General features: G+C 63.5%; 15 protein-coding genes. 10 read left to right on the top strand and 5 right to left on the bottom strand.

The genetic code is table 11. The features are described 5' to 3' along the window. Positions 1-12 precede the first annotated feature (12 nt). From argJ to ACK3BK_RS20390, 3 genes are all read left to right on the top strand, one after another. Positions 13-1,230, top strand: a complete 1,218-nt coding sequence (argJ, locus tag ACK3BK_RS20400) for a bifunctional glutamate N-acetyltransferase/amino-acid acetyltransferase ArgJ (RefSeq protein WP_186668030.1) — start codon at positions 13-15, stop codon at positions 1,228-1,230. Positions 1,231-1,335: 105 nt separating this feature from the next. Then, the gene (locus ACK3BK_RS20395) at positions 1,336-1,968 is read left to right on the top strand and encodes a glutathione S-transferase family protein (RefSeq protein ID WP_186668028.1); all 633 of its coding nucleotides are present in this window, start codon (positions 1,336-1,338) and stop codon (positions 1,966-1,968) included. Next, positions 1,965-2,909: a Nudix family hydrolase gene (locus ACK3BK_RS20390; protein WP_411383184.1), complete on the top strand. Its 945-nt coding sequence runs from the start codon at positions 1,965-1,967 to the stop codon at positions 2,907-2,909. Before ACK3BK_RS20395 ends, ACK3BK_RS20390 begins: the two co-directional genes overlap by 4 nt. 32 nt (positions 2,910-2,941) lie before the next feature. Here ACK3BK_RS20390 and ACK3BK_RS20385 read toward each other — a convergent pair whose 3' ends face one another. The 3 genes from ACK3BK_RS20385 to ACK3BK_RS20375 are packed head-to-tail and all read right to left on the bottom strand — an operon-like array spanning position 2,942 to position 6,494. Continuing rightward, positions 2,942-3,508, bottom strand: coding sequence for a cob(I)yrinic acid a,c-diamide adenosyltransferase (locus tag ACK3BK_RS20385; protein WP_186668024.1), 567 nt, complete (start codon positions 3,506-3,508; stop codon positions 2,942-2,944). Between the two features lies 1 nt (position 3,509). After that, positions 3,510-5,540, bottom strand: coding sequence for an ATP-binding protein (locus ACK3BK_RS20380; protein ID WP_411383183.1), 2,031 nt, complete (start codon positions 5,538-5,540; stop codon positions 3,510-3,512). Between the two features lie 36 nt (positions 5,541-5,576). Next, positions 5,577-6,494, bottom strand: coding sequence for a putative 2-dehydropantoate 2-reductase (locus tag ACK3BK_RS20375; protein WP_411383182.1), 918 nt, complete (start codon positions 6,492-6,494; stop codon positions 5,577-5,579). 101 nt (positions 6,495-6,595) lie between these two features. On the opposite strand from ACK3BK_RS20375, the gene ACK3BK_RS20370 reads away from it, so the two are divergent. The 3 genes from ACK3BK_RS20370 (at position 6,596) to ACK3BK_RS20360 (ending at position 9,407) form a co-directional block, all read left to right on the top strand. Further along, positions 6,596-7,081, top strand: coding sequence for a YajQ family cyclic di-GMP-binding protein (locus ACK3BK_RS20370; protein WP_054894023.1), 486 nt, complete (start codon positions 6,596-6,598; stop codon positions 7,079-7,081). A gap of 113 nt (positions 7,082-7,194) precedes the next feature. Further along, positions 7,195-8,037: a mechanosensitive ion channel family protein gene (locus ACK3BK_RS20365; RefSeq protein ID WP_054894024.1), complete on the top strand. Its 843-nt coding sequence runs from the start codon at positions 7,195-7,197 to the stop codon at positions 8,035-8,037. A 125-nt stretch (positions 8,038-8,162) separates the two neighbouring features. Next, entirely contained in the window at positions 8,163-9,407 is a 1,245-nt protein-coding gene (locus tag ACK3BK_RS20360; protein WP_411383181.1) for an MFS transporter, read from the top strand. A 150-nt stretch (positions 9,408-9,557) separates the two neighbouring features. Here the strand turns inward: ACK3BK_RS20360 and ACK3BK_RS20355 are convergent, their stop codons facing one another. Continuing rightward, entirely contained in the window at positions 9,558-11,105 is a 1,548-nt protein-coding gene (locus ACK3BK_RS20355; protein ID WP_186667337.1) for an AmpG family muropeptide MFS transporter, read from the bottom strand. 43 nt (positions 11,106-11,148) lie between these two features. Further along, the gene (locus ACK3BK_RS20350; protein WP_411383180.1) at positions 11,149-11,502 is read right to left on the bottom strand and encodes an MGMT family protein; all 354 of its coding nucleotides are present in this window, start codon (positions 11,500-11,502) and stop codon (positions 11,149-11,151) included. A 153-nt stretch (positions 11,503-11,655) separates the two neighbouring features. On the opposite strand from ACK3BK_RS20350, the gene ACK3BK_RS20345 reads away from it, so the two are divergent. The 4 genes from ACK3BK_RS20345 (at position 11,656) to ACK3BK_RS20330 (ending at position 14,572) form a co-directional block, all read left to right on the top strand. Then, positions 11,656-12,663: a DUF481 domain-containing protein gene (locus tag ACK3BK_RS20345; RefSeq protein ID WP_186667335.1), complete on the top strand. Its 1,008-nt coding sequence runs from the start codon at positions 11,656-11,658 to the stop codon at positions 12,661-12,663. 96 nt (positions 12,664-12,759) lie between these two features. After that, a complete protein-coding gene (locus tag ACK3BK_RS20340) occupies positions 12,760-13,491 on the top strand; it encodes a HugZ family protein (RefSeq protein ID WP_411383179.1) in 732 nt (243 codons plus the stop codon). Between the two features lie 65 nt (positions 13,492-13,556). Next, positions 13,557-14,018, top strand: a complete 462-nt coding sequence (locus tag ACK3BK_RS20335; protein WP_411383178.1) for an FxsA family protein — start codon at positions 13,557-13,559, stop codon at positions 14,016-14,018. A gap of 260 nt (positions 14,019-14,278) precedes the next feature. Beyond that, a complete protein-coding gene (locus ACK3BK_RS20330; RefSeq protein WP_029614823.1) occupies positions 14,279-14,572 on the top strand; it encodes a co-chaperone GroES in 294 nt (97 codons plus the stop codon). Positions 14,573-14,611 lie beyond the last annotated feature (39 nt).

Genomic DNA, 14,611 nt, shown 5'->3' with positions numbered 1-14,611 from the left:
AGGAGCGCTTCAATGGCTGTCGGTCTCGGTCCCCTGCCTACCCTGCACCCGGTTCCCGGTTTCGAACTCGGCATCGCTTCGGCGGGCATCAAGCGCCCTGGGCGCAAGGACGTGGTGGTGATGCGCTGCGCCGAAGGCTCCAGCGTTGCTGGCGTGTTCACCCTCAACGCCTTCTGCGCCGCTCCCGTGATCCTCTCCAAGCAGCGCGTGCAGGGGACCGTGCGCTACCTGCTGACCAACACCGGTAATGCCAACGCTGGTACCGGTGCGCCGGGCCTGGCCGCCGCCGAGCGCACCTGCGCCAAGCTGGCCGAGCTGACGGGCGTGCCTGCCGAGTCCGTGCTGCCATTCTCCACCGGCGTGATCGGCGAGCCGCTGCCGGTCGAGAAGATCGAAGGTGCGCTGCAGGCTGCGTTGGACAACCTTTCGGAAAACCACTGGGCCGAAGCCGCTACTGGCATCATGACCACCGACACCCTGCCCAAGGGTGCCAGCCGCCAGTTCCAGCACGACGGCGTCACCGTCACCGTCACCGGTATCAGCAAGGGTGCGGGCATGATCCGTCCGAACATGGCCACCATGCTCGGTTACATCGCCACCGACGCCAAGGTCGCCCCGGCTGTGCTCAAGGACCTGATGCTCGACGGCGCCAACAAGTCGTTCAACCGCATCACCATCGACGGCGACACTTCGACCAACGACTGCTGCATGCTGATCGCCACCGGCAAGGCCAACCTGCCGGAGGTGACCGAAGCGAGCGGCGCGCTGTTCGAGGCGCTGAAGAAGGCCGTGTTCGAGGTGTGCATGGAAGTGGCCCAGGCTATCGTCCGTGACGGCGAAGGCGCGACCAAGTTCGTCACCGTGCAGGTCAACGGTGGTGGTAATCACCAGGAATGCTTGGACGTCGGCTATGCCGTCGCTCATTCGCCGCTGATCAAGACTGCGCTGTTCGCCTCCGATCCCAACTGGGGCCGCATCCTGGCCGCTGTCGGCCGTGCAGGCGTGCCGGAGCTGGACGTCAGCCTGATCGATGTGTACCTGGACAGCGTGTGCATCGCCAGCAAGGGCGGTCGCAGCCCGAGCTACACCGAAGAGCAAGGCTCGGCGGTGATGGCCCAGGAAGAGATCACCATCCGTATCGAGCTGGGTCGCGGCCAGTGCAGCGAAACCATCTGGACCACCGACCTGTCCCACGAGTACGTAAAGATCAACGCTGAGTACCGTACCTGATCCACCCAAGGCCGCTCCCACACGCTCGCAGGCCTGTGGGAGCGGCCTTGTGCCGCGATGGGCTGCGCAGCAGCCCCGAATCCCAAGATTTAACGGAGCCGAACCATGAGCTATCACCTGATCATCGGCGACAAGCTGTATTCCTCCTGGTCGCTGCGCGGTGCCCTGGCCCTGGAGCTGGCAGGCGTCGGTTATGACGAGACACTGATCAAGCTCAACCAGCCCGATACTCGCAAGCGCCTCCTCGAATTCTCGGCCACCGGCAAGGTGCCGCTGCTCAAGACCGAGCACGGTGTGATCGCCGACTCCCTGGCCATCGCCGAATACCTCAACGAACAGCATCCCGAGGCGCAGCTGTGGCCGGCGGATGTCGCTGCGCGTGCCCAGGCGCGATCGGCTTGTGCGCAGATGCACAGCGGTTTCTTCGCCTTGCGTGGTGCGATGCCGTTCGATCTGTCGCGCGACCAGGCCCTGGACAGCGTGCCGCTCGAAGTGCAGGTCGATATCGATCGCATCGTCGCCTTGTGGGCGGAGTGCCGTCTGATGGCCAAGGACGGCGGCCCGTTCCTGTTCGGACGGCCTACACTGGCCGATGCCTTCTTCGCCCCGGTGGCAGTGCGTTTGCGTACCTATCGTGTGCAAGTGCCTGCGGATGCCGCGGCCTACATCGAAACGATCTACAACTGGCAAGCCTTCCAGGCTTGGCAGAAGGCGGGCCTGCTGGAGCGTAAAGGGTGAAGCGGATTCATGTAGTTGCAGCGGTCATTCGCGGCGCCGACGGGCGCATCCTGATCGCACGTCGCGCCGACACCCAGCACCAGGGAGGCCTGTGGGAGTTCCCCGGCGGCAAGGTGGAGGAGGGGGAGGGCGTCGAGGCCGCGCTGGCCCGTGAGCTGCTCGAGGAGTTGGGTATCGCCGTCAGCGCCTCTCGGCCGCTGATCAAGGTCAGCCATGACTACCCGGACAAGCAGGTGCTGCTGGACGTGCGTGAGGTGTCGGCCTTCAGCGGCGAGCCCCACGGCGCCGAGGGCCAGCCATTGGCGTGGGTTGCGCCGCGAGATCTGGAGCAGTATGCGTTTCCCGAGGCCAACAAACCGATCGTGGCGGCTACGCGCCTGCCGGACCAGTACCTGATCACCCCGGATGGGCTCGATACCCCCGTGTTGCTGCGGGGCATCCAGCAGGCAGTGGCCTCGGGGATCAGGCTGATCCAGTTGCGTGCGCCAGACATATACGACCCCAAGTACCGCGATGTGGCGGTGGATGCGGTCGGCCTCTGTGCGGGCAAGGCCCTGCTGATGCTCAAGGGGCCACTGGAGTGGCTGGGTGACTTCCCGTCCGCGGGTTGGCACCTGACGGCGGCGCAATTGCGCAAGTACGCTGCCAAGGGGCGACCGTTTCCGCAGAATCGCTGGCTGGCGGCGTCCTGCCATGGCGCCGAGGAACTGGAGCTGGCACGGCAGATGGGCGTGGATTTTGTCACCCTGTCGCCAGTGCAGCCGACCCAGACCCACCCCGAGGCCACGCCGATGGGCTGGGAGGAGGCGCAGCGGTTGATCGCAGGCTTCAACCAGCCGGTGTTCCTGCTGGGCGGGGTCGGGCCGGGTGAGCGTGAGCGTGCCTGGGAGGCTGGCGCGCAAGGTGTTGCAGGGATTCGGGCGTTCTGGCCCGAAGTCTGAATATCTGGGGCCGCTTTGCGGCCCCGATAATTTCAGCCCTGCGGTTTCTCGGCAGGCTGCCACAGCACCTCGGCTATCCCCTGGCGTCGCCCGATGATCCGCGATGCGACAAACAGCAGGTCCGACAGCCGGTTGATGTAGGCCAACCCCACCCCTTCAAGCGGTTCGATGGCATTCAACTGCTGGCAGCGCCGCTCCGCCCCCCGCGCCTGGGCGCGGCACACATGGGCCTGGGCCACCAGTGCCGAGCCGCTGGGCAGAATGAAATTCTTCAGCGGCCCTAGCTCCTCGTTCCACCTATCGATGGCCGCTTCCAGGCGTTGTACTTCCGCCTGGTCCAGCGCCTGGTAGCTGGGCATCGCCAGCTCGCCGCCGAGGTCGAACAGACGATGCTGACAAGGCGCCAGCACCTCGCTCAGTTCATCCAGGCCGTGCTCGGCCAGCCCGGCGAGCAGCACGCCCAACTGGCTGTTGAGCATGTCCACCTCGCCGATGGCTTCGATGCGCGGATGATCCTTGGGGACGCGGCGACCGTCGCCAAGGCCGGTCTCGCCCTTGTCGCCGGTGCGGGTATAGATCTTCGACAGGCGATAGCCCATGTCATGCCTCCGTCTTGGCCGAGGGCATGGCCCCCAGCGGGCTCAAGGGCAGGCGCAGGGTGAAGCAGGTGCCCTGGCCTGGGGTGGAATGCACCTCCATCTGCCCTTTATGGTTGTTGGTGATGATGAAGTACGAGACCGAAAGGCCCAGGCCGGTGCCCTGGCCAATCTCCTTGGTGGTGAAGAACGGCTCGAAGGTGCGCTTGCGCACCGATTCGGGCATGCCGATGCCGTTGTCTTCCACCTGGATTTCGGCCCACGGCGGATTGAGGCGAGTGCGCAGGGTGATGCGACCGGGTTCGCTGGGTGCCGGGCGCTGATGGATGGCCTGGGCCGCGTTCTTCAGCAGGTTGAGCAGCACTTGTTCCAGCTCGTTGGCGGTGCAGGGCACGGGGCCGAGTTCGGGGTCGAACTGGCGGACGATGGCCTGGCCCTTGAAGTCGAAGCCCTCCGTCAGGTCGAAGTCGTTGCCGGCGATTTCCACCGCCTGGTCGATCAAGGCGGGCAGGTTGCAAGGCGCCAGTTGGCGGTTGCTGCGGCGGCTGAAACTGAGCATGTGGGTGACGATCTTCGCGGCCCGCGCGCCGGCTTGCTGGATGCCGTCGAGCAGTTGCGGCACTTCGCGGCTGTCCAGGTAGCGGTTGATGCTGGCCAGGTCGATGCCCAGTTCCTCGGCCTGTTCCTGATTGCGCGGTAGTTCCGGCGACAGGCGTCGACGAATGTTCTGCACGTTGTGCAGGATCGCGCCCAGCGGGTTGTTGATCTCGTGGGCCATGCCTGCCGCCAGCCCGCCGACCGAAAGCATCTTTTCCGACTGCACCATCATTTCTTCCAGCGACAGGCGCTGGGTGATGTCGTCGATGCGGATCACCACCCCGCGCCCGCCGCCTCCGGTCAGCGGGTAGAACGTGAGCGCGTAGTGGCGTGGCTCGTCGTCCTTGGGCCAAGTGACCCGCTCGACCTTCGCTACCCGGTGTTTTTCCACCGTCTCCTTGAGCTGTGGCAGGAATGGCTTGAGTGGCTCGAAAGCGATGAAGATGGGTTGGTTCAGCGCCTCGTCCAGCGGCGTTCCGGAAAGTACGGTGGCTTCCTGGTTCCATTGCGTGACGTAGAGCTGCTCGTCGAGGGCGATGAGTGCCGAAGGCATGGAGTCGATGATGCTGTTCAGGTAATTCTGGAAGCCTGTCAGCTTTTTCTCGATCTTGCTGCGTACCTGGACTTCCAGCTCCAGCTTGCGGTTGGTGTGGCGGGTCTCCTCGGCCAGGCCCTGGGCCTGGTCGAAGGCCGACTGGAACTCGTCGCGGGCACGCTTGAGCTGGTCTTCGCGCGCTTCGATACGCGACAGCATGGTGTTGAACGCCTCGGCAAGGCTGCCGATTTCGTCGTCGTTGCCACGTTGCGCACGCAGGGCGTAGCTCTCCTCGCGGGTCACCTGGCGCGAGAGCTCCTCGAGGCGGTTGATCGGCTGGGTGATCAGGCGCTTGATCTGGCGGGCGATGATCAGCCACAGCAGAATGCTGAACACCAGGATCGCCAGGCTGGCAGACAGGGTGCCGGTATAGAACGCAACCGGCAATTCGCTGCTGGCCACCAGCAGCAGGTGCGCGGGCGTGCTGCCTGGACGGGGCAAGGCGATCAGCTGGGTGCTGCGAAACTCGGTGAGGCGCCAGCCGTCGATGTTGCGGAAGCGCTTGGGCATGCTCAGTGGCTGGCCATGTTGTAGTTGGGCCAGCAGGCGCCCGTCGCTGGCATACACGGCGGCGGCGCGCAGCGGTGAATAGCTGTCGAGCTCCTTGAGCAAGGCACTGGCGGTTTCCGGGGTGTCGCTGGCGCGCGCGGAAAGCTGCGGGTTGGCGACCAATCGGCCGATGGTCTGCAGCGCCTGGGGAGCCATGCTTTCCTGGGTGATCCAGTAGGCGGCGCTGATGAAGGCCAGGTTGGCCACCAGCAGGATGGTGACCAGCAGCACCAGCAGGGCGGCCAGCAGTTTTTGCCCGACCGGGAGGTTTTCCAGGCGTTGGCGCAGGGTCATGGGCGAGGTGATGTCCGTGTCGGTGGGTGGGCAGCGTCAGTCGCTGGGCAGGTTGCGTGCCTGCAGGTTATCGACCAGGCGTTGGCGCAGGTGTTCCAGGCCAAGTGTCGCCAGGCCATGCCGGGCGGCAACGTCGCAGGCATGGCCAAGCAGGTAGTGCAGCTCGGTACGTCGGCCTGCGCGCACGTCCTGGTACATCGAAGAGTAGTTGGCCGCGGTCGCCACGATCACCCGTTGGACGTCATCGGCCAGGTTTTCGGCCGCTTGCGCTTGCCCGGCACTGCGCAGCAGGGTGCTCAGTTCCAGGCACAGTTCGTCGACTTCAAGCAGGTGACCAAGCAGCCCGCCATTCTTGCAGTCGTAAAGCACCGTCAGCGGGTTGATCGCGCAATTGAGTGCAAGCTTGCGCCACAGGCGGGTGAGTATGTCCAACGACCACTCGGCCGGGATGCCGGCCTCGCTCAGATCGCCGAACCATTCGGGGACGCCAGGATTGCCCGGATCGCCCAGCCAGTTGAAGCCCTGGCCGGCGAACCGCACCTGCCAGTCGCGCTCGCGAAACGCACCTTCGGTGCTGGAGGCGAAGATACAGCGGGCGTGGGGAGCCTGCTCGGCCACTTCATCCTGGCTGCCGAGGCCGTTCTGCAGCAGGACCAGCTCCGCACCTTCGGCCAGCCGTGGTGCGAGGCGCGCAACGGCTGGCGCGGCGTCGTAGGCCTTGCACGCCACCAGCAGGCGGTGGATGGGGCCTGCGCCCTCGCAGGTCTGCGCCGGGATGGCGAACTGTGTTGCCTGGTGCTGCTCGATCAGGGTCAGGCCGCCTTCGGCCTCATACGCTGCACGGCGCTGTTCGTCGCGCAGCACCAGGCGCACGGCCTTGCCCGCCCGTGCCAGGCGACAGGCCCAGAGGCTGCCGAGGCTGCCGGCGCCGAGAATATGCCAGGTGCTGCTCATCTGCGTTTCGCAACCCGTTATAATGAGCCCGCATTTTAACCATCAAACCCGACGCGCTCCATCTTCAAGCCGAGCGCGCTTTTATTTTATGGAGAACAACCATGCCTTCGTTCGACGTGGTATCGGAACTGGACAAGCACGAAGTGCAGAACGCGGTCGAAAACGCCATCAAGGAGCTCGATCGCCGCTACGACCTCAAGGGCAAGGGCAGCTTCGAGTTCAAGGACAAGGAGCAGACCGTGATGCTCACTGCCGAAGCCGAATTCCAGCTCGAGGCGATGATCGAAATCCTGCGCCTGGCGCTGGTCAAGCGCAAGATCGACGTCAAGTGCCTGGAAACCAAGGATCCCTATGCTTCCGGCAAGGAAATGAAACAGGAAGCCAAGTTCCGCGAGGGCATCGACAAGGAGCTGGCGAAGAAGATCGTCGCCCACATCAAGGATGCCAAGCTCAAGGTCCAGGCCGCCATTCAGGGCGAACAGGTGCGGGTCACCGGCAAGAAGCGCGATGACCTGCAGGAAGCCATCGCGGCCCTGCGCGCCAAGGAATTTGACATGCCGCTGCAGTTCAACAACTTCCGCGACTGATTCTGCGGGGCAGGAACCTTGATGGCACACCAATGTCCATCGCTTCCTGCGACCGCTGAATGTCCGGCGGTCTGCTTTACTGTGCACGTGTCGTTCGACATCAGGAGATGAACATGGATTTGAACGCTGAAGTCGATCAACTGGTACGCCAGTCCGAGACTTGGATTCCCTTGATCATGGCGTACGGCAGTCGTTTGTTGCTGGCGCTGCTGACCCTGGCGATCGGCTGGTGGATCACCAACAAGATCAGTGATCGATTGGCCAGGCTCGTCGGCTTGCGGGTAGCTGACCCGGCGTTGCAGGGTTTCATCCGCACGCTATCCAACATCGTGCTCAAGGTGATGCTGGCGATCAGCGTGGCGTCGATGATCGGCATCGAAACCACCTCGTTCGTCGCGGCCATGGGTGGTGCCGTGCTGGCCATCGGCCTGGCCTTGCAGGGCAGCCTGGCAAACTTTGCCGGTGGCGTGCTGATCCTGCTGTTCCGCCCGTTCCGCATCGGCGACTGGATCGAGGCCCAGGGTGTGAGCGGCACCGTCGACAGCATCCAGATCTTCCACACCGTGCTGCGTAGCGGTGATAACAAGACGGTCATTCTGCCTAACGGCACCTTGTCCAACGGCATCATCGTCAACACCAACCGCCAGCCGACGCGCAAGGTCGTGTTCGACGTGGGCGTGGACTACGAGGCCGACCTGCAGAAGGCGCGCAACGTGCTGCTGGAGCTGGCGCAGGATCCTCGGGTGCTGCCCGACCCAGCGCCTCAGGCGGTGGTTGCAACGCTTGGTGACAGTTCGATCACCGTGTCGCTGCGCCTGTGGACCAAGACTGCCGACTACTGGGACGTGATGTTCATGCTCAATGAGCAGGCGCGGGATCGCCTGAAGGCCGAGGGGATCGACATTCCCTTCCCGCAGCGGGTGATTCGCGTGGTGCAGGAGACTGCCGCGCAGTAACCTGCACTGCAAAACAGGGCCCCTACAGGGGCCCTTGTTTTTTACGCCTTACACTTGTTCACAGCCAAAGCCGACGATTTCTGGCATATAGCCTGACCCCTCCTGTCTGCACCCGAAACGCCATCATGAAACCATTGTTGTATATCACCCCTCTGCGGGCCCTGTTGTTTGGTCTGACCCTCGCCCTGTTCGAACTGCTGACCTACCTGGCCAGCGATGCCGTCATGCCTGCCATGCCGGTGGTGGTCGACGATCTCAAGGCCAGCCCTGAATTCATTCCCCATGCCCTGAACCTCTACCTGCTCGGTGGCGTAGTGCTGCAGTGGCTGATCGGCCCGCTGGCCGACCGCTATGGCCGCCGTCCACTGCTGCTGACCGGCTGCGCCTTCTTTGGTGTGGCATGCCTTGCGACCTTCTGGGTGCATGACATCGGCCTGTTCAATCTGCTGCGCCTGCTGCAGGGCATTGGCCTGGGCTTCGTGGTGACGGTGAGCTATCCGGCGCTCAACGAGGCGTTCAGCGAGGCCGACGCGGTGCGCATGATGGCGCTGCTGGCCAACATTGCGTTGCTTTCGCCGTTGCTCGGGCCGCTGGTGGGGACGTTGATGCTGCAGTGGCTCGACTGGCGCTGGCTGTTCGTCGCCTTCGCAGTGGGCGCGGTGCTGTGCTGGGGGCTGCTGTATCGCCTGATGCCTGAAACCCTCGGGGTCGAGCGCCGTGATGGCTCGCGCCTGGCCTTCACGCCCATTCACCTGTTGCCCTTGCTGGCCGGTTACGCGCAGTTGCTGGGCAACCGTCGTTTTGTGGCTGGCAGCGCGGCGTTGGGTTTGGTGGGCTTGCCGCTGATCGGCTGGATCGGCCTGTCGCCGGTCCTGCTGATCCATGACGAGGGGCTGAGCACCCTGGAATACGCGCTGTGGCAGCTGCCGGTGTTCGGCGGGCTGATCCTCGGCAACCTGATCATCAACCGCATTGCGGATCGTTATCCGCTGCCCGCGCTGGTGCGCGGTGCCCTGTGGCCGTATCTGGCCGGGTTGTGCCTGATGGTGCTGGTGACCTGGCTGTATCCGACCGTGACCAGCGTGGTTGCCGGGATGTCGCTCTATGCACTGGGCCTGGGTGTGGCCAACGCGGTGCTGTACCGCATGACGCTGTTCTCCAGTGAGCAGAGCAAGGGGTTGGTGTCGGCGATGCTGGGAATGATCACCATCGCCCTGCTGGGGCTGGGTGGCGCGGTGTTGGCGATGTTGGGCGCAGGGGCGAGCCTGTTGCATTTTGCCTTGGGCGCAGGGATTGCCGGGGCGCTGGCGCTATGGCCGTTGTGGTTAGTGGTGGGCGGTCGGCCTGGGGAAGGGGCTGTCGTTCAGTAGGTTTGAAAACGGCGTCGTCCTTTTCGCGGGCAAGTCGGGGCGCCGAACCGCCGCTCCCACAGGTACACCACTGCTCTTGAAACCCGTGGTGTACCTGTGGGAGCGGCGGTTCGGCGCCCCGACTTGCCCGCGAAAAGGACGACTCGATTGTCAGGGCTGCTCGGTCACCGAGCTTTCCGCCTGCGCCTGCTTGCCCCGTCCCACTTCCTGGCGCCAGTGCAGGGCGATCAGGATCAGCGTGGGGACACCTAGCAGGGCGGTGATCATGAAGAAGTTGTGATAGCCGAATTTCTCCACCATCACCCCCGAATAGCCGCCGATCAGCCGCGGCAGCAACAGCATGATCGAGCTGAGCAGCGCGTACTGGGTCGCCGAGAACTTCAGGTTGGTCAGACTCGACAGGTAGGCGACGAACGCTGAGGTCGCCATGCCCGAGCTGAAGTTGTCCAGCGAGATGGTCACCACCAGCATTTCCAGGTTCGGCCCCATGTCGGCCAGCATCACGAACAGGATGTTGGTGGCCGCAGAGGCCACGCCGCCGATGAACAGGATCGGCAATATACCGAAGCGTACGATCAGCAGACCGCCAACACCGGCGCCGACCAGGGTCATGATCAGGCCGAAGATCTTGCTGACGCTGGCGATCTGGTCCTTGGTGAAGCCCATGTCGATATAGAACACGTTGGCCATCACGCCCATCACGGTGTCCGACATCCGGTAGGTGGCAATCAGCCCCAGCAGCAGCAAGGCCTGCCAGCGGTAGCGGACGATGAAGTCGTTGACCGGCGTGAGCACCGGCGCCAGGCCGCGACGGCCCATGGAAGACAGGCAGGCCCAGGTCAGCAGTGCATAGAGGATCAGGCGCAGGAAGGCGCGGTCCTCGAGCAGCAGGTCGAGCATGGTCGAGTCGCCGAACACCACGCTGGCCCAGTCGGTGTTGAACATCTGGGTGAAGCTGGCAGGCACTGAGACCAGCAGGACGATCAGCACGAACACTGACACCAGTTGGTGCATCAGCCCGTAGCGTGCCGCTGACAGTTGGGTGCGCAGCGGCACCGCGGGCTCGCGCATCACCAGCGTGGTGAACAATGCCGGCAACATGAGGATGCCGAACAGCACGTAGGTACCGGTCCAAGCCTTGTGCAGGTAGCTGAAACCGGTGGAACCGAACCATTCGGCGAAGAACAGTGCACCTGCAGTAGCGAGCAGCGCGGCAACCCGGTAGCCAGCCATGTAGCTGGCGGCCAGGGCGGCCTGGCGCTGGTCGTCGGCGATTTCCAGGCGATAGGCGTCGACGGCGATGTCCTGGGTGGCCGAGGCGAAGGCTACCAGCACCGCGAGGGCGATCAGCCACGACAGGTGTTTCTGTGGGTCGCACAGCCCCATGCCGATCAGCCCGATGACGACCAGGACCTGCGACAGCAGCAGCCACGAGCGACGCCGTCCCATGCCGCCGAGCAGTGGCAGGCGCCATTGGTCGAGCAGGGGCGACCAGACCCATTTGAACGCGTAGGCCAGACCGATCAGGCTGGCGTAGCCGATGGTCTCACGGGCTACACCCGCCTCGCGCAACCAGACCGAGAGCGTGGAGAACACCAGCATGTAGGGCATGCCGGCGGCGAAGCCGAGCAACAAAAGCACCAGGGTAGACGGGCTGGCATAGGCAGCGAGCGCAGCGCGCCAGGTTTTACGGGGCATGGGCCAACATCTGCCTCAAGTTTGCGAAAACAAAGCGCGCACTCTAACCGCTGTGCTCCATTGCGCGCCAGCCATGGCGCGACATATCCACTCGATTATTGGCCACATTCACGCCCTCCGCGCGCAGCCTGGCGCGTTGTTCGTCGCCCGACGGCGTACCCAGTGGCAGGCTCAGGCGGCCACCGGCCCCGAGCACCCGATGCCACGGCAGGCGCGTGTTGGCCGGCAATTGCCCCAGGGTGCGGCCGACCCAGCGTGCGGCGCGGCCAAGACCCGCCAGTTCGGCGAGCTGGCCATAGCTGACGACCTTGCCTTCCGGAATCTGGCCCAGGACCGAATAAAGCGCCATTCGTCGGGCTTCGGGATCGTCAGGGTGCGGAATCGATTGATCAGACATCAGGCAATTCCTGATCTGAAGGTGGAAATAGACAAGTTGTTGTACGAAATGAGAATTGAACTCGTAGGCATAGGCCCGGTCTGTCCTTGCTCTGGTCGTGGGTATCCGGATAATGCCCGACTTTTTTTGTCCAACCGAACGCAAATTCTGCCTATGTATTCTAGAGCCTTGCTGTGCCTGTTCGCTGCTTCCCTCTCTGCGCCCGCGCTGGCTGATACCGTCTGGATGAAGAACGGTGATCGTCTGAGTGGCAAGATCAAGGTCTTCGACGGCGGCAAGCTGCTGCTGGAAACTCCCTATGGCGGCAGTATCGCGCTGGACTGGAAACAGGTTCAGACACTCGAGAGCGATCAGGAACTGCTGGTCAAACAGGATGCCTACTCGGGCGAGAAGGCCAAGTCGCTCAAGGCCGCCGAGCCTGGCAAGGTGACCCTGGCCAACGGTGAGGCGCCCAAGACCGTGGAGCTTGCCAGCATCGAGCAGATCATGAAGCCGCGCCCGCTGGTCGAGGACTTCCTGTGGAAAGGTAATGTCGACCTGGCGCTGGACTACAAGCGTGCCGAAAACGACACCGATGACTACGATGTCAGCTTCAAGACCACCGCACGTCACGGTCGCTGGCGGCACAACGCCGAAGGCGAGTACAACCGCGAAACCAAGGACGACGTCACCACCACCAACAACTGGAGCGCCGAGTACGCGCTGGACCGTTTCCTCACCGAAAAATGGTTCTGGCAGGGACGTCTGGAATACAAGCGTGACCAGATCGAGAATCTGGCGCGCCAGCGTACCGTCGGTACTGGCCCGGGCTATCAGTTCTGGGACGACGAGCTGGGCGCGTTCTCGCTCGGTTCGCTGATCAACCGCACCGACTACGAATACCGCGACGGCGGCAAGGATAACTTCTATTCGGCAGCGGTGAAGTGGGACTACAACCGCTACCTGATCGGCAAGAAGGTCGAGTTCTTCACCACCGGGGAGCTGGGCAAGCCCTTCGGTTCGGTCGCCGATTACTCGCTGGATGCCGAGATGGGCCTGCGCTACAAGGTGACCGAGTGGGCCTCGCTCAACCTCAAGGCCGAGAAGGACCTGATCAAGGGCACCAGCGACAGCGACCTGGACAAGACCCGCTACACCGCAGGTTTCGGTGTGGCCTGGTAAGACCGCTCGCGTGGGGCTGTACAGCGCTCCTGTGGCAGGCGGCGGTGATAATGATTATCTTGTCACCCATCCAGTCCGCTGCCCCAGGAGTTTCCCGTGAGTACCAACGCCATCCGCCCCGCCCGGGAACTGCTGCTCGAAGAATACCGCGGCGTGCTCTCGACCCTGTCCAAGTCCATGCCCGGCTTCCCCTTCGGTTCGGTGGTGCCTTATTGCCTGGACGCCCAAGGGCACCCGCTGATCCTCATCAGCCGTATCGCCCAGCACACCCATAACCTGCAGAAAGACCCCAAGTGCTCGCTGCTGGTGGGCGAGCGTGACGCCGAAGACGTGCAGGCGGTGGGCCGCCTGACAGTGATGGCCGAGGCGCGCAAGCTGACCGACCAAGCCGCCATCGAAGCGGCTGCTGCGCGCTATTACCGATACTTCCCGGATGCCAGCAACTACCACAAGGCCCACGATTTCGATTTCTGGGTGCTGGAACCTGTGCGCCATCGCTACATCGGTGGTTTCGGCGCAATCCACTGGCTCGACGAGGTCACCTTGGCCAACCCATTCGCCGGAGGCGCAGAAGCCAGCATGATCGAGCACATGAACAGCGATCATGCCAACGCCATCGCCCATTACGTCGAGCTCACCGGTCTGCCGCGCAGTGCACCGGCCGAGATGGTCGGCATCGACAGCGAGGGCATGCACCTGCGCATCGGCCAGGCAATTCACTGGCTGGCCTTCCCGAATACTTGCAATACGCCGACACAAGTGCGCGAGGCCTTGGTATTGCTGGCGCGCGCCGACCAGTGGCCGGCTGCGGCGAAAGTCGAGGGTTGAAATCGCGAGCAGTTGCATCCATCTGAGGTCCTATTGGAAGGTTCTCTTCCGTCGAGGAATCCTTGATGCGTGCTTTTCTACTGCTGTTCCTGATTTTTCCGGTGCTGGAGTTGTTCGTCTTCGTCAAAGTCAGCGCCGCCATCGGTTTCTTCCCGGCGCTGCTGCTGATCATCGCCGGTTCCGCCCTCGGCCTGCTGGTCATGCGCCTGGCAGGTCTTGCAACGGCGCTGCGCGCCCGTGAAAGCCTGCAGCGCGGCGAACTGCCCGCCGAGGACATGTTCCAGGGCCTGATGCTGGCTGTGGGTGGTGGCCTGCTGCTGCTGCCGGGTTTCATCAGCGACGTGCTGGGCCTGCTGTGCCTGTTGCCATTCACCCGTTATCTGGTGGCGCGCAAGTTGCGCCAACGGGCCGAGGCCCAGGCCACGCGCCAACGGGCGTTCCAGGATGATCCGTTCAACGGGCAGCCGCGCGATGGCGGCCATCGTCCGAACGTGATCGAGGGCGAGTACGAGCGCCGCGATAAATGATCGATAAATGACCCAGGGGGGCCGCTATGCGGCCCCTGCTTTTTTTCGGCCTGTGTACACAGATTAAAAAAATTCCATGGCAAGCCTTGTAATCGAATCGGGCGGCCTCATGTATGTGTCACCGCAAGGTTTCTGGTGGCGACACCAGACATGACACGCGGGGTTCGCAGGCCGCGAGCCCCCACCGGCAACGCCGGATAGCCTCAACCCGCCGGTGTCGACACCGGCCGATGAAAACCACAATTTGGGAGAGATCGACAATGAAGCTTCGTCCTCTGCATGACCGCGTCGTCATCCGTCGCAGCGAAGAAGAATCGAAAACCGCTGGCGGTATCGTCCTGCCGGGTTCGGCCGCTGAAAAACCAAACCGCGGCGAAGTCGTCGCCGTTGGCACCGGTCGCGTCCTGGACAACGGCGAAGTGCGCGCGCTGGCCGTGAAAGTGGGTGACAAAGTGGTTTTCGGCCCTTACTCGGGCAGCAACACCGTGAAAGTCGATGGCGAAGACCTGCTGGTGATGGCCGAGAACGAAATCCTCGCCGTCATCGAAGGCTGATTTCCCCGATTTCCCTGCTAAAGAATTCCAAGGATTAAA

Origin of the sequence: Pseudomonas sp. L7, assembly GCF_046605565.1 — a bacterium.
Classification (GTDB): Bacteria; Pseudomonadota; Gammaproteobacteria; order Pseudomonadales; family Pseudomonadaceae; genus Aquipseudomonas; species Aquipseudomonas wayambapalatensis.
Note: the sequence above shows the minus strand (reverse complement) of the source record. Positions and strands in the feature narration are given on the sequence as shown.

Coding starts and splice junctions, on each gene's coding strand:
- argJ (WP_186668030.1), top strand. CDS start 13: ATGGCTGTCGGTCTCGGTCCCCTGCCTACCCTGCACCCGGTTCCCGGT.
- ACK3BK_RS20395 (WP_186668028.1), top strand. CDS start 1,336: ATGAGCTATCACCTGATCATCGGCGACAAGCTGTATTCCTCCTGGTCG.
- ACK3BK_RS20385 (WP_186668024.1), bottom strand. CDS start 3,508: ATGGGCTATCGCCTGTCGAAGATCTATACCCGCACCGGCGACAAGGGC.
- ACK3BK_RS20380 (WP_411383183.1), bottom strand. CDS start 5,540: ATGACCCTGCGCCAACGCCTGGAAAACCTCCCGGTCGGGCAAAAACTG.
- ACK3BK_RS20375 (WP_411383182.1), bottom strand. CDS start 6,494: ATGAGCAGCACCTGGCATATTCTCGGCGCCGGCAGCCTCGGCAGCCTC.
- ACK3BK_RS20370 (WP_054894023.1), top strand. CDS start 6,596: ATGCCTTCGTTCGACGTGGTATCGGAACTGGACAAGCACGAAGTGCAG.
- ACK3BK_RS20365 (WP_054894024.1), top strand. CDS start 7,195: ATGGATTTGAACGCTGAAGTCGATCAACTGGTACGCCAGTCCGAGACT.
- ACK3BK_RS20360 (WP_411383181.1), top strand. CDS start 8,163: ATGAAACCATTGTTGTATATCACCCCTCTGCGGGCCCTGTTGTTTGGT.
- ACK3BK_RS20355 (WP_186667337.1), bottom strand. CDS start 11,105: ATGCCCCGTAAAACCTGGCGCGCTGCGCTCGCTGCCTATGCCAGCCCG.
- ACK3BK_RS20350 (WP_411383180.1), bottom strand. CDS start 11,502: ATGTCTGATCAATCGATTCCGCACCCTGACGATCCCGAAGCCCGACGA.
- ACK3BK_RS20345 (WP_186667335.1), top strand. CDS start 11,656: ATGTATTCTAGAGCCTTGCTGTGCCTGTTCGCTGCTTCCCTCTCTGCG.
- ACK3BK_RS20335 (WP_411383178.1), top strand. CDS start 13,557: ATGCGTGCTTTTCTACTGCTGTTCCTGATTTTTCCGGTGCTGGAGTTG.
- ACK3BK_RS20330 (WP_029614823.1), top strand. CDS start 14,279: ATGAAGCTTCGTCCTCTGCATGACCGCGTCGTCATCCGTCGCAGCGAA.